The sequence below is a fragment of the Paenibacillus sp. UNC499MF genome (assembly GCF_900107975.1).
Taxonomy (GTDB): domain Bacteria; phylum Bacillota; class Bacilli; order Paenibacillales; family NBRC-103111; genus Paenibacillus_F.
This window is the reverse complement of sequence record NZ_FNVF01000018.1, coordinates 9,759-33,012: the sequence shown is the minus strand read 5'-3', so window position 1 is coordinate 33,012 and position 23,254 is coordinate 9,759. Positions and strand designations below refer to the sequence as shown.

Genomic DNA, 23,254 nt, shown 5'->3' with positions numbered 1-23,254 from the left:
TTTGCACATAGAGTAGGATGTCTAAAACTCAATGCAAGTGCGTTTTCCTCTGTTTTTGCTGGTCTTTTTTCTAATTTTCGATTAAAAAATTACAGGCAGGCTGGTAAGTGAGCGCAGCTTTCCATGGTTATAAACGAGCCTCTCCGGTTCGACGGCAAGACGCAGGTCCGGCAGCCGCCGCAAAAGCGTGCCGAAAGCAATTTCCCCTTCCATTCGGGCAAGCGGCGCGCCGAGGCAGTGGTGGATCCCTTTGCCGAAGGCGAGATGTTCGTTCTCTTCACGGGTGATATCGAGCTTATCGGAATCCGCAAATTTCTGCGGATCCAGGTTGGCGGCGGCCAGAGTCAGCAGCACGATCTCCCCTTCGCGGATGACTTTGCCGTGCATGGCGATGTTCTCTCCGGCAAACCGGCTGGCAATGACAATGGGGCCTTCCATGCGCAGCAGTTCTTCTACCGCATTCGGGAGGAGAGACGGCGTTTCCCGGAGCAGGCGCATTTGTCCAGGATGCTGCAGCAGCGCGAGCACACCGTTGCCGATCAGGTTGACCGTCGTTTCGTGACCGGCGATGATAAGCAGCCAGATTGTGGAGAGAAGCTCGTTCTCGCTCAGCTTGTCTCCCTGTTCGTACGCCTGGACAAGACCGCTTGTCACATCGGAGCCGGGATTGCGGCGTTTTTCGTCCAGAAGCGTCCGGATATACGCAATGAACTCATCCAGCGTATCTTCCGCCGCGGAACCTTGACTAGGGTCCGTTGCGGCCTGCAGAAGTTTCTGAGTCCAGCCCCGGAAAAGGCTGCGGTCTGCCGCCGGAATCCCCAGTATCTCCGAAATGACGATAATCGGCAGCGGGTAAGCGAAATCCGCGACAAGATCCATCCGGCCCCGCTCCTGAACGTCATCCAGAAGCTCGTCGGCGATCTGCTGGATGCGCGGACGCAGACCCTCAATCATCTGAGGGGTAAAAGCTTTCGAAGCGAGCCTGCGCAGCCGGGTATGATCGGGCGGATCGGACGTCAGCATATTCGGCATGTTCCTCAACCATTCAAACAGCTTGCCCACATACGTGCTTGCCCCTGCTGCTTCCGGCTCGTTCTGCGGCACGTATTTCCTCATATCTTTGACAAGCCGGGGATCTTTCAGCATCGCGGCCACATCCTCGTGACGATAAGCGACCCAGGCCCCTCCCATACCGTAAAAATCATCCAGGCGGATAAGCGGCTCCTTCTGTGCAGCCAGCCGTTTATAGAACGCGGCCACATCACGCATCGTTTCCGGCGAATTTAAATCGCCGCCCGTAATTTTTTCCATGGATTTACTCCCTTCTTCTTAAAAGCGAATAAGCGGAAAACCGGCTGACCTTTATGAGGAAAATATCGTGCTGCATCGTTTAAGCATGATTCTGTGCAATGCCATGACGGATCATGGTACAGAATTCATTCATCTTTTTGAACATGTTTTCGATATAATGGTCGTCGATGGCGCTAAGATCCGTAACCTCGGTTACGAACTTGTTCTCAAAATGCTCCAGGGTAATGATGACCAGCTCAAATGCCTGCTTACGGTCCACTCCCTCCCGGAGCGGCACACTCTCAAACAACCGCTCCCACACCTCATGCTTGGAAGCTAGTACGTGCCCGTATTTCTTGTCGATCTCCTCTTTCAGCTCTTCCGGGGGTTGATAATAGACCTCGTAAATCAATTGAATATCTTTTGGATGCTTCCGGAAATAATCAAGCTTTTTGCGGCTGTGTGCGTCAATCGCTTCAAAAAAATCACCGTAGTCCGGAACAGCTTCCAACCGGAGTTCTTCCCTCGCCTTCTCGAAACAGTGATCCACCAGGCTGAAATACAGCAGTTTTTTGCTTTTGAAATGGTGAAAAATTAACGCCTTGGAAATTCCGGCCGCCTCCGCCAGCATTCCGGTCGAAGTGTCTTTATACCCGTGGCGCGCGAAAACGGAAAGACAAGCTTCGAAGATCGCGTTTCTTTCGTAAAGTTGTAAAGGCAACCGGTGCCCTCCTTCCTCTATACTAACCGATCGGTTAATAAAATTGTACCGGATGCTAACCGACCAGTCAACATAATACCGGCACGATTCCAACAATAAAAAAACGGCCTCAGAGGGCCGCTGCGTTTACTTAAAAAGAAGAGGTTGCGGGGTCAGACTGGACAGGCCAGCCACTTGCATACCCGCTGCATCCATGTACTTGCAGAAGCTGCCGCTAGTCGCGGTTGCCCCAGGCTTCTGCAAGCAGCTCCGTGTTTATGCCGACGGCGGCAAGGGATCCGAGAGAGGCGGCCGTGATCGCCTGATACATTTCGGTTGCGGAATCTCCGGCAGAGAAGACTCCAGGCACGTTCGTTTTGCCGAAAGGATCGGCTACCACGGATCCCCCTTCCGTCATGCGGCAGCCGATCTCACGGGGAAGATCCGAACCGGCGGCCAGCTTGGGCGCGAAGAAAATTCCTTTGCATGGAATGGCGCTGCCATCCTGAAGCACAACCTCTTCGACCATGCCGCCGCTCGATTCAATGCGCACGATGGGCGAATCGTAAACCGGCACACGATGCGCGTTAAGCTCTTCACGCTGTTCTTCCGTTAGCTCATCGGGACCGTTGGTACAGATCGTCGTCCGCGCGGACCAGCCGGAAATCGTACGGGCCGAATGCATCGCGGCCCCTCCCTTGACAATCAGAACCAGAGGCTGGTCCCTCAATTCCCATCCGTCGCAGTAAGGACAGACAAACGCGCTTTTGCCGTAAACGTCCGCCAAACCGTTAATATCGAGCGGAAGGTCTTTCTTTCCCGTAGCGAAAAGAAGTTTTTTACACCGGTAGACCGTTCCTTGACGGGTCGTGATTTGAAAATTGCCATCCGATCCCGTGACGGATTCGGCCGCATCCGCATCGAAAGAGACCGAAGGATACGCTGCAATTTGCTCCCTCGCGATACGGCGGAATTCTGCGGGGCTGATGCCGTCCCGTGTCAGAAAGCCGTGAGACTCGCGGGTAACCCTGTTGCGCGGACGCTCTTCGTCGATAACGACCACACTTTTCCTTGCTCTGCCAAGTACGAGGGCCGCGTTCAAACCCGCCGGCCCCCCGCCGATAATGCCTACATCGATATGCTGCTCCATATTCTCCTCCTTATGGATCTTTAATGTCTATAATTAGAATACAAAAAGGCTATTCCTTCTTGTGCGTGACTTCGCCGCTGCAGGCGGACGCCGAGTCAAGTACCGACTGGATCGTGTGCTTTCTTAAATAATCGTTCAGATGCCGTTCGGCGCCCATCATCACTTTTTTAACGAGACATTCTCTGTCGTCCGCACCGTCCGGCGATTCAGGCTCCAGAATCTCCGATTCGAAAAACATCGGGTGATGTTCTTCGCTGATTTTGAAACATTCATACATATGCTGGCGTCCTTCGATCACCTGAATGACATCAAAAAAAGAGATTTCATCAGTCTTCCGCGCTAGCTCGTAACCCCCGCTTGCTCCCGGTACCGCACGAACGATACCGTCCTGCCGAAGCTTGGACATAATTTTGGACAAGTAGCTTTCGGACACGCCGAGCCAGGCCGCTAATTCCTTAATGCCTACGTTGCGGCCGCGCTCCGTATGGGCTAAATGAATCAGTGCATGCAGAGCGTATCCGGTGCTTTTGGAAAATTGCATGATTGGGCTGCGCCTCCTTCCCGTGCGAATTAAAAATGAACGAAGATTAACGAGCTTATTCGTCATTTTTTAATTGCGGATCTATAATGTCTATAATATACGACAATATATGCTTTGGCAAGCGGGAAACGGATTCTTCCCGGCGGAAAGTCAATCGTCCATACAGCTTCGCTACCCATATTCCAATTAATATGGTAAATTTAACCTGACAACTTCAAGGAGGATTTCTTTCTATGCGATTAAACAGAACGGCGTTTATTTTTATTTGGTTAATCGGGGCCGCAATTGTTTTTTACGGGATCATAAAATTGGAACGGTTTCTGGATGCTGAAAGTATCAAATCTACTTACTCAATCATTCTCTTGCTCAGCGGCTTCAAAATTTTGTTGTATATGCTGACCGGAATTTACAGCGGCACTCTCTTTCTAACCAGTCAACTGACTGTTCACCGGGCCTTGTTTTTCACGGTATTCCTTGTGTTTCTTCTCTTGAGCTTTTACCCGCTTCTGATATTTGCCATGCCTATGCCGATGACAGATTTCCTTATTCTCCATTACCAAAAATTCGCGTTCGTAGCGGGTTTGTGCTTATTTATGTCGCTTTACAAATTCAAGGGAAAGTCCCCGGCTCATCCGCACCAGGCAGGAGAACCCGTAAGTGACCGGGCCGCAGGCTACTAGAACTTTTAAAGGCCGGTTAACTTGAATCGCGTATAGACGTGCTCCCTTGATAGAGCGTGCCTTTTTTACCCGTAATGAAGGCCGATTGTCCGGTAAAAACAACCTATCGCAATTTAAGGAGAGTATTTTTCTGTGAAACTGAACAAAACGGCGTTTATTTTTATTTGGTTGATCGGGGCCGCAATTTTCTTTTTTGTTACGACACAGCTTAGAGCATCTATCGACGAAGGATTTGCGAGGCTACCCCAGACTTTTTTTCCCTTGCTCGGTATCTTTAAAATTTTGCTGTTTATGGGAACGGGTTTTTGCAGCGGTACGCTTTTCATAACCAGTAAACCGCATGTTCATCGGGCATTATTTTTTACTGTCTTTGTCATTTTTTTTGTTCTGAGCTTCTATCCTCTATTTCTCTTTGTAACACCTTTGCAATCGATACTGACGAGTTATTCAAATTTTGAAGAATTCGCGTTCATAGCAGGATTAAGCTTGTTTATGTCAATTTATCCATTCAAGCCAAAAGCCGGAGTTCGCACCCGGAATGAGAACAAGCCGCATGAGGGAGCACAGGCTTCCGAGATTGAAGCTAACATCTGACTACATCCCATACAAAAAAGCACACTCCGTTATAGGGGTGTGCTTTTTGTAATTCCGCAACCAAAGTGCAGCTATCTCCGGCCATTTACTGCCGACGGCAACCTATGCGAGCGTTTCTGCTCCACGGTGACGCTTAGCCCTGCAAACTATGCCAGTCTAGCTTTCTCCTGCAAGCTTGCGGATCAAGTCCGGCAGCCAGTCGTCCAACTGACGGAACGTATAGCCGGCAGATTCGGCTTTGGACGTGTCCATGTACCAGGATTCCGGTACGCCGAACGGGGACATGTGATCATCGTCCGTTTTGTCGGCAACGTGCGCTTTCGTGTTCAAAGCTTCCTCGATCAGGGAGACGATTTTACCCGGCGTAGTCTCTCCCTTGGAGCAGGCGTTCACGGGTCCTTCCAGCGCGGAAGTTCCAAGCCAGCCCAGGAAAGAAGCCGCTTCATCGGAGTCGATGAAGGTCAGGAGCGCATCCGGGTTCGGGATACCGAGCGGAAGTCCCTGCTTGATATGCTCGATATGAAAATGCAGCCTGCGCGTATAGTCATCGGATCCGAGCACGATGGGAAACCGTACGGCCGCGGCCGGAAAAGTCGCTTGCCGGAACAATACCGTTTCCACAAGCCGCTTGCCTTCCGCGTAATCCGGCTTGTCCGGGTATTCGGAAGGCAGCGGATAGCGGTAAGGATCGAAATCGCTTTCCTTTTTGCGGGGGCCGCCAAACGGGTAGACGCTCTTCGATGACGTCACGATATACCGGCCGGCTCGGCCGTCAAACAACCGGACTGCGGCTTCCGCATCTTGAGGCGTGTAACAAATGTTGTCGTACACCACGTCGTAGTCTCCGGAACCGACCGCCTGACGCAGCGCTGCCGCATCCGTGCGGTCGGCAATAAGTCTTTTGACGTCAGGTCCGAACGAATCGGAAGCATTCCCCCGGGTCAGAATGGTTACATCGGCCCCGCTTCTAAGCAGATTCGCGGTAAGCTTTTTACCGAAAAAGCGCGTTCCGCCCAAAATAAGCACGTTTTGCATGAACAATCCCCTCCTCCCGTAAATTTTACCACCTTCTTTCCCCAAAGAAAAAGACTGCCCGGCGGCAGCCTTTCTTACGGAGAAGCGGCTTTTATTCCACGAGCTCCTCCACTTTCTCCGCCAGAAACAGCGAATAAATGCGCACGATTATAATTTTCAGCACAATGTACGCGGGTATCGCCAGAATCACGCCAAGTATTCCCGCGATATCCCCGGCGACCAGCAGCAGGATCACGGTCGTCAGCGGGTGGATATCGAGTCTTTTTCCGTAAATGTGAGGAGAAAGCAGGTTACCTTCGATTTGCTGCGCGATAACCGTTACAATCAGCACCCAGGCTACCATGGCAGGGGAAACGGTAAAAGCGACGATAATCGTCGGGATAGCGCCGAGAATAGGCCCGATGTACGGGATGATATTCAATATCGTAGCCGCGATGGCCAGCAGAAGCGAGTACGGAAGATCGATAATCAGAAAACCTATGTACAGCATGACACCCAGCAAACAGGTGATGATGACGCGACCCACGATAAACCCGCTCAGCGCGGAATCGATTTGGCCCAGCACTTCCTTCCCGTCCCGGCGGTAGCGCCTTGGAATGACAGTCAGAATCGAGGACGGAATATGCTCGCTTTCCTTCAACATGTAATACAGAATGATCGGCACTGTCGCAATAATAATCACAAAATTGGTCAAAATCGAAACCACATTGGACACATAATCGGAAGCCGCCGTAATCCCGCGGTTCAAATAATCCGAAAGCTTGGTCGACAGATCCGATTCGCTCCCTGCGAACATGGAGAACATCCGGTTCTGCTGCAGCCTGGCCATCTGATGCTTGAAGTTTTCGATCAGTCCGGGAACCCCGTTTACGAAATTCTCCACCTGGTGCTGCAGTGTCGGCCATACGCCCGCTACGAAGACGACGGTGATCGCACCCAGTACAAAATACACCAGAAGAATAGACAACACTTTATTCAGTTTCCGGGTCGTTAAATAATGGATCACGGGGCGGAGCAGATAATAGAAAAAGCCCGCCATCATAAACGGAACGATCAAAATATTGATCATCGTGATCAAGGGATTGAACACGAAACTGATCTTGCTGAACAGCAGAATAATCAGAAGCACCGATATAATTCCCAGGCATATACGGAAAAAACGGCTCTGAAGGTACATGTTCCTCTCCCCCTCTCCTTTTTGTACGGCAAGCGCCGAATTGCGTTATGCCATACATTACCCGGATCGGAGAAAACTCAATAAAAGAAAAATACAGACCCTCGTACGGAATTTTGCCGCCGCGTGAGAGCCTGTGATAAAGTGAATTTGCAAAGGAATTGACTATTTCTTGCGGAAGGAAATTTGAACGTATGGACTTGAAAAAATTGCATTATTTTATCGCCGTGGCGGAAGAGCTTCACTTCAACCGGGCCGCGAAGAAGCTTAACATGACCCAGCCTCCTTTAAGCCAGCAAATCCAGGTCCTGGAGGAAGAACTCGGGGTCAAACTGTTCGAACGTACCAAACGGCAGGTTCGGCTGACTCCTGCGGGAGCGGTATTTTTAGAAGAGTCGAGAAGCCTTGTCGCTCAATTGGAGCAGTCGATCCGAAAAACACAGCTCGCCGGACAAGGTAAAACCGGAAATTTGTCCATCGCATTCGTGGATTCGGCAGTCGGCGGCACCATGGTCGAAGTCTTAAAAGCGTATCGCGAAAAGTTTCCGGATGTTCAGCTCACGCTTACGGAAATGACGACCACCCAGCAGCTGAAAGCTCTGCACGACAAAAAAATCGACGTTGGCTTCCTGCGTTCGGCCGGCCCGTCGGCTCACATAAATTCGCGTCTTTATGCAAACGAATCTCTGCTTGCCGTTTTGCCCGTTACTCACCCGTTAGCCGCACAAATGTCTCTGTCTATACATGCTCTGGCGGACGAGCCTTTTATCATGCCTCCGCACAATAAAGGGGCGGCTTTTCATGAGCTGATTTTCGGTTTCTGCGGAAAGCATGGATTTCAGCCCCGTATCGTACAGGAAGCGGTTCAAATGTATACGATCGTTAATCTCGTGGCGGCGGGAATAGGCATCTCCATAGTTCCTTCTTCGGTTTCCGCCTTCCGGCGGGAGGATGTCGTGTTCCGCTCCTTCAGTGAAATCACGCCGTCCGTTCCTCTTTATGCGTCTTGGAAATCAGACAGCGACGCCGTTCTGACGAATTTTCTTAACATTCTGGAAGAAAAAACGGCCGCCGAGGCCTTGGCTCCGCATGCTTAACAGGTTTTTCCCGGGTCAAATTCCGCAATGCCGTTTAAAATATGGTCGATCTGCTTCATAACCTCGGCATCCAGCCCGACTCCTGCCGCTTTTACGTTTTCTTTTACCTGCTCGGGCTTTGAGGCCCCGATAATAGCCGATGAAACGTGCGGGTTTTGCAGAACCCATGCCAATGCAAGCTGAGGCATTGTCAAACCGGATTGTTCGGCAAGGGGACGGATCCGCTCGACAGCCCGGAGCGTTTCTTCACGCAGCCACTGTCCGGCTAAACGATCGAAAAAAGGGGCACCCGCCGCTGCGGAAGCGCGGGAACCTTGGGGCACCGGCTTGCCGGGCGCATATTTGCCGGAAAGAATACCCTGTGCCAGCGGCGACCACACCACTTGTCCGATGCCCTCACGCTCGCAAGCCGGGATAACTTCGGCTTCGATCACCCGCCACAGCATGGAGTATTGGGGCTGACTCGCCACAAATGGAACGCGCAGCTCTTTTGCCAGAGACGCACCCCGCTTAATCTGTTCGGCAGTCCATTCGCTGACCCCGATGTAAAGAACTTTCCCCTGCCGGACGAGATCCGAGAAAGCCAAGAAGGTTTCCTCAAGCGGCACATCCGGATCAAACCGGTGTGCGTAATACACATCGATATAATCGGTTTGCAATCGGCGCAGGGAAGCTTCGCAGCCTTCCATGATATGTTTGCGCGACAGCCCTCTGTCGTTGGGTCCGCTGCCTGTCGGATGAAATACTTTCGTGCAGAGCTCGATGTTGTCACGCCGGATTCCTTTGAGCGACGCTCCCAGCACGGACTCCGCTCTCGTCTCGGAATAAACATCCGCCGTGTCGAAAGTCGTGATCCCCGCGTCTAGTGCGGCATTCACACAGGCTTGCGCCGTGCTGTCATCCACTTGAGCCCCGTGTGTGATCCAATTCCCCAGAGCCATCTCACTGACTGATAAGCCGCTTTTTCCCAGCTTCCTGTATTTCATTGATCCAGCCTCCCATCGTTTGCCTCCGATTATAACAAGCCTTTTTTGATATGAAAAATATATGTTTGTCGAGTAATTAATATGGATTTCCTATTAATTATCTTCATGTCAGCTTCCTTCTGAACCAAAAAACTGACCGCTCCGGTTACGGTGCGATCAGCCCTTTAGCGCTTAGCCGGTACCCATTCCCATACCGATGCGTTTAATCGATTCGCTGCAAATCGCGTAAATTCCGTCATTTAATCAGCTTGATGTTCTCTTTCTCCATAACCTGCCGGATTTCGGGATCACGAAATACTTCGTATTCCTTTTGACGCACAGGCCAAGTGTCCATAATTACACGTCATTTATTATTAATCTCATTAATTAATTGATTTCGCTTCATTTAACTCCGGATGATTTGCGGATTCCCGCGTAGTTCGGGCCCAGACATCTTCAAGCTCCGTTCCGCCCCTGCTCGTTGATGCCGCTTCTCTGTAAAAACCTGAAAAACCGGAAGCATAAATCGCTTCCGGCTCATTGACCGGCATTTCGCAGCCGGTGGTTTTGTATTCTTTTATAGGAGATAGTGTTTGAAAAGGTTACGCATTGTCTTGAAGCTTCGCCGCAAAGCCGTTTATTAGCACACCCAGTCCGAATTCGAACTCCTTCGCCCAATTCGTGTTCGTCGTATGAGAGGCAAGTCGAATCAAATGCGGAAACCGCTCTTCGGGAAGCTGCCTGAAAAAACAGCTGTACTGTTCGCCAAGTTCCTTCGGCGTTGTCTGAACCCCACCGGCAAATGCGTGAATTCTCGCTTCTTCGGCGGCGAATCCGAGCACGTAATTTTTGACCATCGAAGCGATCCAAGGGATCTGATCGTCCTTAAATCCCGCCGTAACAAATAACCCGTAGAGTTTTTCCATCTGCGTTAATCGTTCATAGCCTCCGCCAAAGCCCGAATTGAACAACTCCACCGCATCCCGGTGCGAAAGCAGAACATGCTTGAATTGCTCCGCCCACATTATCAACTGCTTATTCCATGGAAGCGATGAGTCCGGCCAAGCCATGGTCCCGCATATTTGATCCAGCAGCAGCCGCATCAGTTGGTCTTTGTCTTCGACGTGATAATATAGAGAGGCGGTTTTAACCTGAAGCTTATCCGCGATTTTTCGCATGCTCAGCTCTTTCAGGCCGCTTTCATTCAGAAGCTGAAGCGCTGTTTGGACAATCCGGTTCCGGTCCAGCGGAGTATGCAGATTTTCATCCTCATGACGTCCGGTTGGCGGATGAGCCGAAACGGTCCGTTTTCTTGCCATAAAGCTCCCTCCTTTTTTACTTGACAAGTATAACATAGTCCTATATTCTAACACCATTAGATTATTCTAATGCCATTAGATTATATTCACTACTGTTAAACCCGTTCAGTAACAGCTTCGGCATCATTCCGTAGTCGCACGTCAAATTACGTACCGAAGCCTAGATTAAAGGAACCCAAAAGGAGAGAAAAATCATGAAACTTAACCATTTGAATCTGTGTGTAAACAACTTGACGGAAGCCCGGCTTTTTTTCGAACAAATTTTCGACTTTAAGCTGCTCGAACAGAAAGGGGAAGTCATTGCCGCCATGAGCGACAGTGAGGGATTCAGCCTCGTTCTCAGCAATTTTTCTAAACCCGGTGCACAGCCTCCCGCCTACCCCAAAGACTTTCATCTCGGTTTTTACAGGGATACGCCGGAGGAAGTGGATGCTTTTTACAACCGGCTCCTCAGCTCCGGCATTCCGGTGGAAGAAGGCCCCAAAAAGATCCGGAACGGCTACACCCTGTATTTTACCGCTCTGGACGGAATACTTTTCGAGGTTACGAGTTTTGGCGGTTAGCCTTAGTCAAAGCTGCACTCGGTTCTTCATATGTCTGGAGTATATCTTAAAATCAATGGGCAATGATCAGAATATGATACTTATAATCGTGGCCGACAGAAAGCTTACGAGAGCCGCTCCGTACAAGAGCTTAAGCCCGAAACCGGCCACTACGTTGCCCTGCTTCTCGTTTAGCCCCTTCACCGCGCCCACGATCGTACCGATCGATCCGAAGTTAGCGAACGAGATAAGGAATACGGACACGATTGCACGGGTACGTTCACTGAAATCGCCTTGAATTTTCACAAAATCAAGCATAGCCACGAACTCATTCGCTACAATTTTGGTAGCCATGATGCTTCCCGCTTGTACGGCCTCGTTCCAAGGAACGCCTATGAGGAAGGCGAACGGAGCAAGAACGTACCCGAGAATGTTTTGGAACGAAATTCCGAACACACCGCTGAAAATGCCGTTAATCATGGCGATGAGAGCAACAAATCCGACCAGCATGGCGCCGACGATTACGACGACTTTGAAGCCGTCCATAATATACTCGCCCAGCATTTCGAAAAATGTCTGCTTCGTCTCGTCCCGGGTTTCCAAAATATCTTCTTCCGGCTTCACCTCATACGGATTGATGATCGACGCGATAATAAATCCGCCCAGAAGGTTCAGCACCAGCGCGGCCACCACATATTCCGGCTTCAGCATCGTCATATAGGAACCGACAATCGACATGGATACTGTCGACATGGCGGACGCGCACAATGTATAGAGCCGGTTTCTCGGCAGCAGCCCGATCTGCTTTTTGATAGAGATAAACACTTCGTTCTGTCCGAGAATCGCGGATGCTACCGCATTGTAAGATTCCAGTTTTCCCATGCCGTTTACTTTACTTAAGGCAAGCCCGATGTATTTGATAATAAAAGGCAGTATTCTGTAATACTGCAAGATTCCGATCAGAGCGGACATGAACACGATCGGCATCAGGACGTGAAAGAAAAACGAGTGAATTTTATCGTTTACGATTCCGCCGAAGACGAAGTCCGTTCCCGCGTTGGCAAAGCCGAGCAGCTTGGCAAACCCGTCGGCGAATCCTTTAACCAGAAATTCCCCGACACCCGTTTTAAGCAAAATCATTCCTAAAATGATTTGCAGGGCAATCATCACAAGTACAGGCCGGTACTTGATTTTTTTCTTATCCGAACTGACAAGCCACGCGAGCGACAAAATGACGATAAGGCCGATCAAAGCTACCGCATATTTCATACGGCATCCTCGATAATCGTCTGCAGGGCGACTTCGGCCATCTGGTTGAAAGATTGCTCGCTGTCTTTGTGCGCGGAACGTTCGTTTGTAAGAAGCTGGCTGCCCACGGTCAAAATACTCAGCGCTTTCACTCCGTATTTGGCGGCAAGCGTGTAAAGCGCGGTGCTTTCCATCTCGACGGCGAGAACGCCGAACTCCATAAACGTATGCAGTCTGTCGAGGGTATGGCGGTAAAATTCATCGGAATTGTACACATTCCCGGCAAATACGTTGGCGCCGCTCCGCTTCGCTCCCTGATACGCCTGCATCAGCATACCGAAATCGGCCGTGGGGGCGTAGCTGCAGCCGTGGAACATTTTGTCCGTCATGTTGCTGTCCGTCGAGACCGCCTGGGCCAGCACAAGATCGCGGATCTTCAGGTTTGGCTGCATCGCGCCGCACGTACCGATCCGGATCAGTTTCTTTGCCCCGTAATCCCGGATTAACTCCGTCACGTAAATGCTCATCGAAGGATTACCCATACCGGTACCTTGAACCGAAACGGGAACTCCTTTATATAACCCCGTATAGCCGTACATCCCTCTCACTTCGTTATGGCAGCGCACATCAGTCAGGAAATTCTCGGCCACGAATTTAGCACGCAGCGGATCTCCCGGCAGCAGGACGCGTTCGGCGATTTCTCCGGGTTTGGCTTCCAAGTGGATACTCATGTTGTGTTTCCTCCTCGATTGTCGTGGATCGGCGGTTCGCAACCGCTTTCAACCACAGCATAAAAGAATCCGCGGCCGGAAACTAGACACTTATAAGCCGTTGAATACGGAATAATCGGGACCAAGCGTTTACTCCAGCAGTTCTTTGCGGATGTTTTCCAGATCCCTTTTCGTCGGTATCGCGGAAATGATCACGGCGGGCACGGTTTTCAGCGCAACGGGCATCGTGCTTATAATAAAATCAATTTCCCTCTCACGTACGGTTGCATCGCTTAGTTCATGCAGGATGGAAGTTTCAATCGTCAACTCGTCGCCGATCTCTCGTTTAATCCGGTTCGCCACATAATGACGGACGGAAAATTCTTCGCCGATAATGAGAAAAGCTTTTTTGCTTTTATACCGGACATTGGAGCTGACGATAAAACCGAGTTTGACGAGATGGTACGAGCTGACCGATACGGCGGGGTATTCACGGCTCCACCGGTTTATACACTCCGTTACCCCTTCGTAAATAAGAGGCTCTTCCTGGCGCATGTAGGCGATCAGTCGGCTTTTCGATACGGCCATCAGTTCGGGAATGGCATTATCGATCATCAGCTTCTCGAAAAACTCGCACATTTCCATGACAAACCTCCGGCCGGCAGCTAACGAAGGAAAGGTTTCTCTAAGCAAAGGTAAAAGTTTGTTGATCATCCGGTATTTGGGCTCCTCGTTCCGCTGAAGAGCCTCCTCCTGCTCCAGGGCCATTTCCTTTTCGTTCCGGTAATGGTATTGGCTCAGACTGAATAACGACTGCAGGAAGTACATTTCTTCCCGGGCCATGTCCAGGCCGTACTCTTGTCCCAGCTTTCCTGCTAAACGGCGGACGGATTCATGGAAAGCGCCATTCTCCCAATCGTAAAGCTCCCGGCTTACCGAAACGGAATGACCCTGCCGGATTCTCTCCAGCGTAACGGCGATGAGGAAAATCAGACTCCGTTTGGAATTCAGAAAATAAACGATTCCTTGCTCCTCTTCCAATTCCGTTATCCAGTCCCGGATTTGATGATAATCAACCTCTGCGAACGGCCAGCCTGTATAGGGGTGTGAATCGGAAAATAATTTCCAGTAAAAATAACGGATGTGTATTTCATTTCCTTTAAGCGCCGGAGAAGAATAAGCGAGCCGCAGGCAGGACGGCTTCAAATCTTCCCGATTCAGTTGAATAATGAATTTTTTAAACGACGAAGCGCTCATATAAAGCAGCTCCGCAAGCTCCTCGGCAGAAGCCTGACCACCGTAGATGAACAACCTGTGCATGAGGCGGTAATAAGATGTCTGCCTGAACTGCTCCACCAGGACTTCCCGGATAGTCGGTCCGTGACGTTCGCGGCGGAAGAAGATGCCCTTGCCTCTGGAAACTTCGATACTCATTGTCTCCGGCATAAGCGCCGTGATCTCCTCCACCAGTCTCCGGACGGACTTGTCCGATATGCCAAGCTCCCTTTCGGCCTCGCCGAAAGTAAACCACCGTTCTTCGGAATCCAGCAGCTCGATCAGCGCCTTCATCATTTTAAAATCCTTGTTCATTTCATCACCTTCCACGCCCGGTATCGCCCGACTTTCGTACCCTCATTATACCGATATGGAGCGGATTATCCATCCTTCCGGTCCGGAACGCGCGAATACATAAAACTGCTCTATCAGCAGTTGTTCCCTTCCGCACGCAAAATAACCGCAGTCCGGTTCACCGGACTGCGGTTCAGGATATTGTGCCCTGCGCGGGCATAAGGGTATAGCTTTGTGCCGGGTCCGGGTCTCTCAGCCATACAGCCTCGCGTAATAGCCGCCTTTTGCCAGCAGGTCCCGGTGCGTTCCCCGCTCTACAACCGTGCCCTGATTCATCACGGTAATGGAATCCGCCTTCTCCACCGTGCTCAGGCGGTGAGCGATCAGAATCGTCGTCCTGCCCTTCATCAGTTCGACCAGCGCCTTCTGCACCCAATGCTCCGACTCGTTGTCGAGCGCGGACGTGGCCTCGTCGAGAAGCAGAATCGGGGCGTTTTTCAGGATGGCCCGGGCTATGGCGATACGCTGCCTCTGCCCGCCCGACAAGGAGGCTCCCCGCTCCCCTGTCTGGGTTTGATAGCCGTTCGGCAGTTCCTCGATAAAATGATGGGCATACGCGGCCTTGGCCGCCTTGATCACGTCGTCCGCCGCTGCCTGAGGATTGCCGTAACGGATGTTCTCTTCGATCGTTCCGCTGAATAAAAACGGCTCCTGCGGCACATAAGCGATCTGCCCGCGGATTTCTTCCAGCGTATACGAGCCGAACAGTTTGCCGCCGAGCAAGATCTCTCCGCTGTCCGCGGGATAAAAGCCGAGCAGCAGCTTGATCAAGGTGCTTTTGCCGCTCCCGCTCGCGCCCACAATCGCCGCGACCTGTCCCGGATACACCTTCATGGACATCCTGCACAGCACTTTTTTGTCCGCCTGATAGGAAAATTCCACGTCCCGGAATTCCACCATCGCTTCCGAGGATTTTGCGGGATCGGGCAATCCAAGCCTCTCCGGCTCTTCTTCCTCCGCTAAAATTTCCTCAATCCGGTGCGCGCCGGCCAGCGAATTTTGCGCCATGGACAGCACGGTCCCGAAATTCATAATCGCATGGGTCAGGTTGATCTGGAGAACGGCAAGCGCCGCAACGCTTCCCATTCCGATAAGCCCGTAAGCGTATAGCAGACTTCCGATGACGATGATGCCGCAGAACGTGACATAGCTGACAAAATGGTTGACGGCGGCCTGCAGCCCGTTCTTCCTTGCGGTCTGCTCGGCAAGCCGGGTCACTTCTTCGTTCAGGTTCCGGTATTGCGAATAAACCGGCCGAATATGAAACAGCTTCACAAGCTGAATGCCTCCGATAAAGTCCTTAAACTTTTCGGTCATCCGTGCGAGAGTTTGCAGCGACTTCTCGGAAAGAACACGGATTTGCCGGGCAAACCGGGCACTGATCGAGAATGAAACAAGCAGAACGAGCAGCGAAACGGTAGCGAATCTCCAGTCGATCAGCACCATCGAAATGATAGAGCCTACACTGAACACCACCTGCAGCAGCAGCATGAAATAAATGCTGGAAAAGGTGAGTTCCACCGCGGCCACATCGTTGTTTACACGCGACAGCAGGTCGCCGTGATGCGTCTGCTCCAGGTATCTCGGCCGGAGCCGGCAAAATTTCCGGTACAGACGCTCACGCATGTCCACAATCGTAAATTCGACGCTGCGGTGATACAAATACGTGAACCAGGGGGAAATGACATTTTCGAGAAGCAAAGCTCCCGCAAGAATATAAAAAGCACGATACATCAGAGCCGCATCGCGGTAATCGGCAAAGTTGACCAGATTCTGGACAACCAGACTGAAGGAAACGAGAAACAACGTCTGGTTGACTGCCGTAATACCGAGACCCGTGTAGTACTGAATTTTGCGTCTGCGGTTCATGAATCTCATTAAGTACAACAGTTCTTTCACCTGTGAGACTAATCCGCCGCTCTTCATGTGTAAACGACCTCCTTGCTTTCCGCAGGACCGGTAAACTCCTGGAGATACGATTGAGCGTACAGCCCTTTCTTCTCCAGAAGCTGCGTATGGGTCCCCGCTTCAACAAGCCTTCCGTGTTCCATAACCCATATTTCGTCCGCATTCTGAACGGTAGACAGCCGGTGGGCGATTACGATTGTCGTTCTTTCTCTCATCAGAACACCCAGCGCTTCCTGCACCGCACCCTCGGATTCCGGATCCAGAGCGGATGTAGGCTCATCGAGCAATAGAATCGGAGCATTCTTGAGAAGAGCCCGGGCTATGGCGATCCGCTGACGCTGGCCCCCCGAGAGAAAGCCGCCCCGTTCCCCGACATATGTCTGATACCCTTCCGGCAGACTCATAATGAACGTGTGCGCTTGCGCCGATTTTGCCGCGGCGATCACTTCGTCCATGGACGCGTCTTCCCGGCCGTACGCGATATTGTCGGCTACGGTGCCGCTGAACAAGTAAGACTCCTGAGTCACCACGGCAAAATGGGAACGCAGCTGATCCGGGTTGCTGCCGTTTACCTGCTGGCCGAATACGCGAATGTTCCCCTGCCCGTCCTCCAGCGGATAAAAACCGCACAGCAGTTTGAAAACCGTGCTCTTGCCTCCGCCGCTTGCGCCTACCAGGGCGATCGTCTTTCCTTCCGGAACCGTAAAACTCAAATTTTGCAATATGGGAGATCCGTTCTCATAGGAGAAAGACACGTCCCGGAACTCGACCGGAGCAGAGGCGGTTTTCGCGATCGCATGCCCCTGCTGATTTTCGGCAGGCTGTTCCAATAGTTCGGAAACCCGCTTTAAAGCACCGGACATCTCAAACGTGCGCGTGATAAGCTCGGGAATATGATCCAGCGGCTCCAGACACAGATTGAGCAGGTAGAGGAACGCGATAAGTTCTCCGGTACCGAGCTCCCCCTTGGAAATCAGATAACTGCCGTAGCTTACGGCAAAAATAATTGGGCTGATCATGAGCGTCGACAAGAGGGGATTGACCCACGCTTCCCTCTTCTTCACGGCCAGTTTCTTCTGAGCCGTCAGCAGCAAGAGAGACTGGTAGGAGCGGAACAGCAGTCCTGACAGCAGGTAACTTTTCACCACCGGCATACCACCAAGCGTATCCTGCAGATTCATGTTCATCCGTCCCATGTTCGCCTGGGCTTCTTCCGTCAGCTGCTGAAGCTGCTTGCCGATCCAGTGAGACACAAGCAGGGATACGGGAAAAAGCAGCAGACTGTACATCATCAGCTCCCATTGAATCCAGATCAGATAGGTGAAGCAGCCCACGAACAGCAGCGGATGATAAAACCATTGGGCCAGATCCCGGCTCATAAATTGCTGAATAAGCTGAAGATCACTACTGATTCGGGACAAAATATCGCCGGAATGCTGTTTTTCCACATAATGAATAGGCAATTTGCCGATATGGTTCATCACATGGTTGCGGATATCTCTCACAGCCGAGGCGCTGCTTCTCTCGACTCCGTAGATCATCAAGTATTTCGCGGGCACCCCGATCAGAATGACGAAAAAAACGGTCCAAACGATTTCCATGACAACCGGCCCCGCTCCGTTCTCGGCCTGGGAGGTCAGCTGCTCGATCAAGCTGCCCGTCCATACTTCGATAACGGCTGCCGCAATCGCGGATACGGTGCCTGCGATCATCCACCCTCTGTGACGGTTTACAAATATTAATAACCAGCGGAACGCTTTCCATGCCGCATACACGCGCTTGCTTTTTTGTGCCGCCATTAGCTCCCCCTTCCCGGTGATGGACTGGCCGTCAGCTTCCATGCAGCACCTTCGTCGATGCACCGCTCCGCCGAGCGATTTCCTCCAGAATCCGGAGGATGACTTCGGCCGTTCCGTCCAGACATTCCGGTTCAAGCAGCTTCTCGTGTGCGCCCGCGAGTTTGTATTCCGTGTAGATTCCCGCAGCCGCTCCGCGCCAGGACGGCAGGCCGTGCTCCAGCCGGAAGGCGTCGCTGTCTTCGGCGATCAGCTCATGGATATGCCCTTCAACCGTTCCCCTGTTTATAAGCTGCGCTTCATACATCAAAGTTGCACGCACTTTGCTGCCGACACGCTCGCGGATAACGGGGTTCGCCATTAGTTCTTTTTCCGATTCCGACAAATCCTCCAGTATTTCCTGCCATTCACTGTCGGTTGTCTCCAGGGGTGTCAAGGTTTCCTTAATCCAGGAGTCCACCATAATCAAGTCCGAGACGCGGAAGCCTCTCTTCTCCATCCTCTGAGCGACCTCAAACATCAAATTGCCGCCGAAGCAATAGCCGAGCAGCACGTAAGGAGCTTCCTCCTGAAGGCGCACGATTTCGTCGACATAGCCGTCCAGCATCGCTTCGTAGCTTTCTGAATCTTCGATAAAATCGGTCCCGTACAGGACGAAACGGTCGTCCAGCAGGTTTGCGAGTTCCCGGTACCCGATACCGAATCCGCTTCCCGGCGGAAAGCAAAATACGTTCATGGCTCCGCTCTTATTGAGCTTGATGAACGACTGCCCCTTTATCTCCAGGCCCGATTCACCGCTTCCGAGCGCCATCGCTTCCACCGTTAAATTCTTAAACTGCTGATTCAGCGGAACTTCGATGCCGGTTTCGTCATAAATCGTTTGAATCAGCCGCATAAGACTCAAGGAACTGCCTCCGAGATCGAAAAAGTTGTCTTTCACGCTGATTCTGCGGAGACCGAGCACATCCTTCCAGATCTGGGCGATCTTCACTTCCAAAAGCGTGCGGGGAGCGATATATTCGGCCGGTTCCTCTGCGCTCTCTTCCGGAGCGGGCAAAGCCTTCCGGTCGATTTTGCCGTTCGGCGTCAGCGGCATCCGCACCAGCTGCACGAAGTGCGCCGGGATCATGTAGCCCGGAAGCACTTTAGCCAGCGCTTCCTTGAGCCCGCCGGCCGTCAGCTTCGACTGCGCCACGAAGTAAGCGCACAGCTGCTGGCCGTCCGCCTCCTCCCGGGCGATGACGATCGCTTCCTGCACGGACGGAACTTGGAGGAGCCGCTCCTCGATTTCGCCCGTCTCGATCCGGTAACCGCGGACCTTCACCTGATGATCGATGCGGCCCCTGTATTCGATGTTCCCGTCCGGCAGCCACCGGGCCAGGTCCCCGGTCCGGTACATCCGCTCGCCCGGCGAAAAAGGATTTTCGACGAACTTCTCAGCCGTCAGCTCGGGACGGTTCAAATATCCTCGCGCCAAGCCTTCGCCCGCTATACACAGCTCTCCCTCCACTCCAGCAGGAACCAATTGCAGGTGATCATCCAGGATGTAAATCCGGTGGTTCTGAATCGGCCGGCCGATCGGAATCGGCTTCAGCCCGTTATCCCCGTTGCCGGCCGTCCAAACGGAAGTGACGATCGACGCCTCCGTCGGACCGTAAGCGTTGAAGTACCGCACTTTGTCTTTCCACTGCTGAACGAATTCGGCCGATACAGCCGAGCCTCCGGTGATCAGCTTTTGAAGCTCCGGCATATGATCCGGATTTAAATAGGCCGCATACGTCGGGGGTAGGATAGCCGCCGTAATTCCGTTATCGTTCATATAGCGCTGAAACGACCGGTTGTCCAGAATGGTCTCGGCTGTGGGGATGTAGAGAGCGGCCCCGAAAAACAGCGCTTTGAACACCTCCCAGCACGACGCGTCGAACGACAGGCTCGCGAACTGGACGATTCTGTCCGTTTCGGTGATGCCCAGCGTGTCCCGGAACATGTTCTTCAGGCTGACCAGGCCGTGGTGTTCCACCATGACGCCCTTCGGTTTCCCCGTCGTTCCCGACGTGTAGATAACGTAGGCCAGATGATCCGGACCGTTAACCGGCTCCAGATTCGTTCCGTCGCCGCTGTAGGAGCTCTCGTCGTCGAGCGTCAATACGGTTCCTTCGAACGGAACACGATCCAGCAGCCGCCCCTGAGTCAGCAGCAGCTTCGCACCCGAATCTTCCAGCAGGTAGCGGATGCGCTCTTCGGGATACTCGGGATCGATCGGCACATAAGCGCCGCCGGCTTTCAACACGGCCAAAATGCCGACCGCTATTTCCAGCGAGCGTCCGGCCATCAGGCCGACGAGCTGATCCGGCTGCACACCGGCCGCACGCAGCGTCCGCGCCAGACGGTTCGCCCGCTCGTTGAGCTCCCGATAAGTGAGATGTTCCTGCTCGTAAACTACGGCTGTCGCATCCGGAACGCGGGCAGCCTGCTCTTCGATCAAACCATGAATCGTTTGGTCCCGGTCATAGTCCGTTTCCGTGTCGTTAAATTCAGCAAGCAGCCGGTGTTTCTCGGAAGGAGTAAGCATATCCGCCTTACCCAATTCAAGATCCGGCTGAAATAACAGGACGGACAAAAGCTGCACGAGATGCGCCGCGGCCTTTTCGATAAAACCGGGATCATACCGCCGGCCGTTGAAACAGACGTTCATCCGGATGGAGTCACCGCTCAGATCGAATTCAAAAACGGTATCCGCAGCGGCTTTTCCTTGAATATCCGCCTTATGGATTTTTTTGTAGGTAACAATCGTATTCAAGACAGGAATTCCTTCGGGAGCAATCTCGATGTTTAGGGCTTCCGTCATTTTCCTGAAAGGAAGCTGCTGATTTTCCAGCGCTTCGCCGATAGCCGGCTTCACTTGGCCAAGCAGGGATTTGAACGTGCTATCGCGGTTTATGTACGTTTTAATCAGAAGAAAATCGTGGATCGCCGGCTCTTCCCCGTTTCCCGTATCGGCAGGAATCCCGACGAGCACATTTTCCCGTCTCGCATAAATGTGGAGCAGGCAGTTTACCCCCGCCAGGACGATCATAAAAACAGCCAGATCCGAGCCGTTGGCAAGCCGGAGGATTCTTCCGGACAATTCCGGCGGCAGCGTAAGGCTGACAACGTCCGGTTTCTCTTCGGAATCCGGGCGGTCCATAATCTCGGAAGGCGGATTGTACGGAAGAAAGGTCAAGCTGTCTTCGGCGTTGAATTTTTGTTTCCAATACGCTTCTTCCTTTTCAAACAGTGATTTCATGCGTACCTCCCCTAAAATAAGATCGCCCATACCCGGAGTGCGCGTCCCTTTTTACCGGACACACACTCTTCAGGCATGAACACCTAGCAGCTGTCAGGGCTTTGTCTAAAAGGCAAATTCAATCGCATCTACCGAACTCTTCGTGCCGGCAGAAGGCTTGAGGCAGTGAATCCCGCTTAACCGGCTTTCGGGATTTTCGCAAATCTGGGACAGGACATGCAGGTAATCCCGGACCATCGTCCGGATTCTTCCCTCTTGGAACAATTTCGTCGCGTAAAAGAAGCCTCCGCTGAGCGTTCCGTTCTCTTCGGACATGAACAAGGTGAGATCGAACTTCGCTTCTTCCAAATCGTCCAGCTCATACGGCTTAAGACGAAGGGTCCCCAGCTCGGCGTCGTGCTCCTCGATATTCTGCATATCGAACACCGTATCGAACAGCGGGTTCCGACCCGTATCGCGTTTCACATTCAAACGCTCCACAAGCTCCTCGAACGGATAATCCTGATGCTCGAAAGCTCCCAATGCCATTTCCTTCACTTCTTCCAGGTAGGAAAGGAAGGTTTTATCACCGGCAGGCCGGTTGCGGATCGCCAGTGTGTTGACGAACATGCCGATAACCGGCTCCAGATCCGCATCGGTTCTGCCTGCGACGGGCGTTCCGACAATCACATCTTCTTGTCCGCTGTATTTGGACAGCAGCACGCTGTAGGCGGATAAAAGGATCATAAACAAGGTGATTCCGGACCGGGCCGCCAGTTTATTCAGCTCTGCCGTAAGCTCCTCGCCGACTTCGAATTCCAGATGAGCGCCCTCATAGCTCCGTACCGACGGACGATCATAGTCGGCCGGGAGCTCGGCGTCAGGCAGCTCGCCGGCGAGAGCTTGCAGCCAGTACGCCTCCTGCCGCCGTGTGCGCTCCCTGTACGTTTCGCTCTGCTGCCACACCGCGTAATCCTTGTATTGAATACGCAGCGGAGGAAGTGTTTCTCCCGCATAGAGTCTGGAGAATTCGTCCACCAATATCGACATGGACACACCGTCGGACACCATATGGTGCATATCGAACATTAGAAGGTGCAGCTCCGGCTCCAGCTCGATCAGGCCCGCGCGAAGCAGAGGCGGTGTCTTCAAGTCGAACGCGCGGACGAAGCGGCGGACGATCTGTTCCGCCTCCTCTTGGGCCGCTTTGCTCCGTTCGACTGCAAATTCCACATGAGCATGCACCCGCTGAACCGGTTCGCCGTGCACCATTTCAAATCCGGTACGCAGCGTCTCATGCCTTGCGATCAAGGTCCGGAAAGCTTCCTCTATGCGGCCGATATCCACCGGCCCTTCGAGCTGAAGCATCTCCGGCATGTTGTAAAGCTCATCCGCTCCATCCAGCGTGTGCTGGATATAGAGCCGTTTTTGCGCCGACGACATCGGATAGTACTCCCGATCTTCGGCAACAGGGATGGAAACGTGCTCGTGCCGTTCCATCCGGGCGATTGCTTCGGCCATTTCTTCAACCGTCGAATGCCGGAAAACATCGCGCAGCGGCAGGTCCACGTTCAGCTCTTTGTGGACTTTGCCGACGAGCGTGGTCGCCCG

The 23,254-nt window shown here is 52.4% G+C and carries 18 protein-coding genes; 3 read left to right on the top strand and 15 right to left on the bottom strand.

What is annotated here, in order from left to right; genetic code table 11:
* Positions 1-81: 81 nt before the first annotated feature.
* The 4 genes from C4S74_RS23635 to C4S74_RS23620 all read right to left on the bottom strand — a co-directional run bounded on the left by C4S74_RS23635 (position 82) and on the right by C4S74_RS23620 (position 3,681).
* The gene (locus C4S74_RS23635; RefSeq protein ID WP_103997790.1) at positions 82-1,311 is read right to left on the bottom strand and encodes a cytochrome P450; all 1,230 of its coding nucleotides are present in this window, start codon (positions 1,309-1,311) and stop codon (positions 82-84) included.
* A gap of 79 nt (positions 1,312-1,390) precedes the next feature.
* Positions 1,391-2,011: a TetR/AcrR family transcriptional regulator gene (locus C4S74_RS23630; protein WP_103997789.1), complete on the bottom strand. Its 621-nt coding sequence runs from the start codon at positions 2,009-2,011 to the stop codon at positions 1,391-1,393.
* Between the two features lie 214 nt (positions 2,012-2,225).
* A complete protein-coding gene (locus tag C4S74_RS23625) occupies positions 2,226-3,140 on the bottom strand; it encodes an NAD(P)/FAD-dependent oxidoreductase (protein ID WP_103997788.1) in 915 nt (304 codons plus the stop codon).
* A 49-nt stretch (positions 3,141-3,189) separates the two neighbouring features.
* A complete protein-coding gene (locus tag C4S74_RS23620; RefSeq protein WP_103997787.1) occupies positions 3,190-3,681 on the bottom strand; it encodes an Rrf2 family transcriptional regulator in 492 nt (163 codons plus the stop codon).
* 812 nt (positions 3,682-4,493) lie between these two features.
* Here C4S74_RS23620 and C4S74_RS23610 point away from each other — a divergent pair.
* Entirely contained in the window at positions 4,494-4,955 is a 462-nt protein-coding gene (locus tag C4S74_RS23610; protein ID WP_103997785.1) for a hypothetical protein, read from the top strand.
* A gap of 156 nt (positions 4,956-5,111) precedes the next feature.
* On the opposite strand, the gene C4S74_RS23605 is transcribed toward C4S74_RS23610, so the two are convergent.
* Both C4S74_RS23605 and C4S74_RS23600 read right to left on the bottom strand, forming a co-directional pair.
* Positions 5,112-5,990, bottom strand: coding sequence for an NAD-dependent epimerase/dehydratase family protein (locus C4S74_RS23605; RefSeq protein WP_103997784.1), 879 nt, complete (start codon positions 5,988-5,990; stop codon positions 5,112-5,114).
* 91 nt (positions 5,991-6,081) lie between these two features.
* Entirely contained in the window at positions 6,082-7,167 is a 1,086-nt protein-coding gene (locus C4S74_RS23600) for an AI-2E family transporter (RefSeq protein ID WP_103997783.1), read from the bottom strand.
* 191 nt (positions 7,168-7,358) lie between these two features.
* On the opposite strand from C4S74_RS23600, the gene C4S74_RS23595 reads away from it, so the two are divergent.
* The gene (locus tag C4S74_RS23595; RefSeq protein WP_103997782.1) at positions 7,359-8,261 is read left to right on the top strand and encodes a LysR substrate-binding domain-containing protein; all 903 of its coding nucleotides are present in this window, start codon (positions 7,359-7,361) and stop codon (positions 8,259-8,261) included.
* Here C4S74_RS23595 and C4S74_RS23590 read toward each other — a convergent pair.
* Both C4S74_RS23590 and C4S74_RS23585 read right to left on the bottom strand, forming a co-directional pair.
* Positions 8,258-9,247 carry an aldo/keto reductase family protein gene (locus C4S74_RS23590; protein WP_103997781.1) on the bottom strand — a complete coding sequence of 330 codons (990 nt, stop codon included), beginning with the start codon at positions 9,245-9,247 and terminating at the stop codon, positions 8,258-8,260. The genes C4S74_RS23595 and C4S74_RS23590 overlap by 4 nt on opposite strands.
* A gap of 581 nt (positions 9,248-9,828) precedes the next feature.
* Positions 9,829-10,545, bottom strand: a complete 717-nt coding sequence (locus C4S74_RS23585; RefSeq protein ID WP_181024525.1) for a TetR/AcrR family transcriptional regulator — start codon at positions 10,543-10,545, stop codon at positions 9,829-9,831.
* Positions 10,546-10,739: 194 nt separating this feature from the next.
* On the opposite strand from C4S74_RS23585, the gene C4S74_RS23580 reads away from it, so the two are divergent.
* Positions 10,740-11,108, top strand: coding sequence for a VOC family protein (locus C4S74_RS23580; protein WP_103997779.1), 369 nt, complete (start codon positions 10,740-10,742; stop codon positions 11,106-11,108).
* Between the two features lie 66 nt (positions 11,109-11,174).
* Here C4S74_RS23580 and C4S74_RS23575 read toward each other — a convergent pair whose 3' ends face one another.
* The 7 genes from C4S74_RS23575 to C4S74_RS27145 all read right to left on the bottom strand — a co-directional run.
* Positions 11,175-12,356: a NupC/NupG family nucleoside CNT transporter gene (locus tag C4S74_RS23575; protein WP_103997778.1), complete on the bottom strand. Its 1,182-nt coding sequence runs from the start codon at positions 12,354-12,356 to the stop codon at positions 11,175-11,177.
* Positions 12,353-13,066 (bottom strand): purine-nucleoside phosphorylase, encoded by a 714-nt coding sequence (gene deoD, locus C4S74_RS23570; RefSeq protein ID WP_103997777.1) that lies wholly within the window; start codon positions 13,064-13,066, stop codon positions 12,353-12,355. Before deoD ends, C4S74_RS23575 begins: the two co-directional genes overlap by 4 nt.
* A 129-nt stretch (positions 13,067-13,195) precedes the next feature.
* Positions 13,196-14,635, bottom strand: a complete 1,440-nt coding sequence (locus C4S74_RS23565) for a helix-turn-helix domain-containing protein (protein WP_103997776.1) — start codon at positions 14,633-14,635, stop codon at positions 13,196-13,198.
* Between the two features lie 231 nt (positions 14,636-14,866).
* Positions 14,867-16,600: an ABC transporter ATP-binding protein gene (locus tag C4S74_RS23560; RefSeq protein ID WP_103997775.1), complete on the bottom strand. Its 1,734-nt coding sequence runs from the start codon at positions 16,598-16,600 to the stop codon at positions 14,867-14,869.
* On the bottom strand, positions 16,597-18,423 hold the full coding sequence (locus C4S74_RS23555) for an ABC transporter ATP-binding protein (protein WP_374755413.1): 1,827 nt from the start codon (positions 18,421-18,423) through the stop codon (positions 16,597-16,599). The genes C4S74_RS23560 and C4S74_RS23555 overlap by 4 nt, the downstream gene beginning before the upstream one ends.
* Entirely contained in the window at positions 18,413-21,664 is a 3,252-nt protein-coding gene (locus C4S74_RS23550; protein WP_103997774.1) for a non-ribosomal peptide synthetase, read from the bottom strand. Before C4S74_RS23550 ends, C4S74_RS23555 begins: the two co-directional genes overlap by 11 nt.
* 105 nt (positions 21,665-21,769) lie before the next feature.
* Positions 21,770-23,254 (bottom strand): condensation domain-containing protein (locus C4S74_RS27145; RefSeq protein WP_258042592.1); only part of this gene is annotated, 1,485 nt, incomplete at its 5' end.

Coding starts and splice junctions, on each gene's coding strand:
- C4S74_RS23635 (WP_103997790.1), bottom strand. CDS start 1,311: ATGGAAAAAATTACGGGCGGCGATTTAAATTCGCCGGAAACGATGCGT.
- C4S74_RS23625 (WP_103997788.1), bottom strand. CDS start 3,140: ATGGAGCAGCATATCGATGTAGGCATTATCGGCGGGGGGCCGGCGGGT.
- C4S74_RS23620 (WP_103997787.1), bottom strand. CDS start 3,681: ATGCAATTTTCCAAAAGCACCGGATACGCTCTGCATGCACTGATTCAT.
- C4S74_RS23605 (WP_103997784.1), bottom strand. CDS start 5,990: ATGCAAAACGTGCTTATTTTGGGCGGAACGCGCTTTTTCGGTAAAAAG.
- C4S74_RS23600 (WP_103997783.1), bottom strand. CDS start 7,167: ATGTACCTTCAGAGCCGTTTTTTCCGTATATGCCTGGGAATTATATCG.
- C4S74_RS23595 (WP_103997782.1), top strand. CDS start 7,359: ATGGACTTGAAAAAATTGCATTATTTTATCGCCGTGGCGGAAGAGCTT.
- C4S74_RS23590 (WP_103997781.1), bottom strand. CDS start 9,247: ATGAAATACAGGAAGCTGGGAAAAAGCGGCTTATCAGTCAGTGAGATG.
- C4S74_RS23585 (WP_181024525.1), bottom strand. CDS start 10,545: ATGGCAAGAAAACGGACCGTTTCGGCTCATCCGCCAACCGGACGTCAT.
- C4S74_RS23580 (WP_103997779.1), top strand. CDS start 10,740: ATGAAACTTAACCATTTGAATCTGTGTGTAAACAACTTGACGGAAGCC.
- C4S74_RS23575 (WP_103997778.1), bottom strand. CDS start 12,356: ATGAAATATGCGGTAGCTTTGATCGGCCTTATCGTCATTTTGTCGCTC.
- deoD (WP_103997777.1), bottom strand. CDS start 13,066: ATGAGTATCCACTTGGAAGCCAAACCCGGAGAAATCGCCGAACGCGTC.
- C4S74_RS23565 (WP_103997776.1), bottom strand. CDS start 14,635: ATGAACAAGGATTTTAAAATGATGAAGGCGCTGATCGAGCTGCTGGAT.
- C4S74_RS23560 (WP_103997775.1), bottom strand. CDS start 16,600: ATGAAGAGCGGCGGATTAGTCTCACAGGTGAAAGAACTGTTGTACTTA.
- C4S74_RS23555 (WP_374755413.1), bottom strand. CDS start 18,423: ATGGAAGCTGACGGCCAGTCCATCACCGGGAAGGGGGAGCTAATGGCG.
- C4S74_RS23550 (WP_103997774.1), bottom strand. CDS start 21,664: ATGAAATCACTGTTTGAAAAGGAAGAAGCGTATTGGAAACAAAAATTC.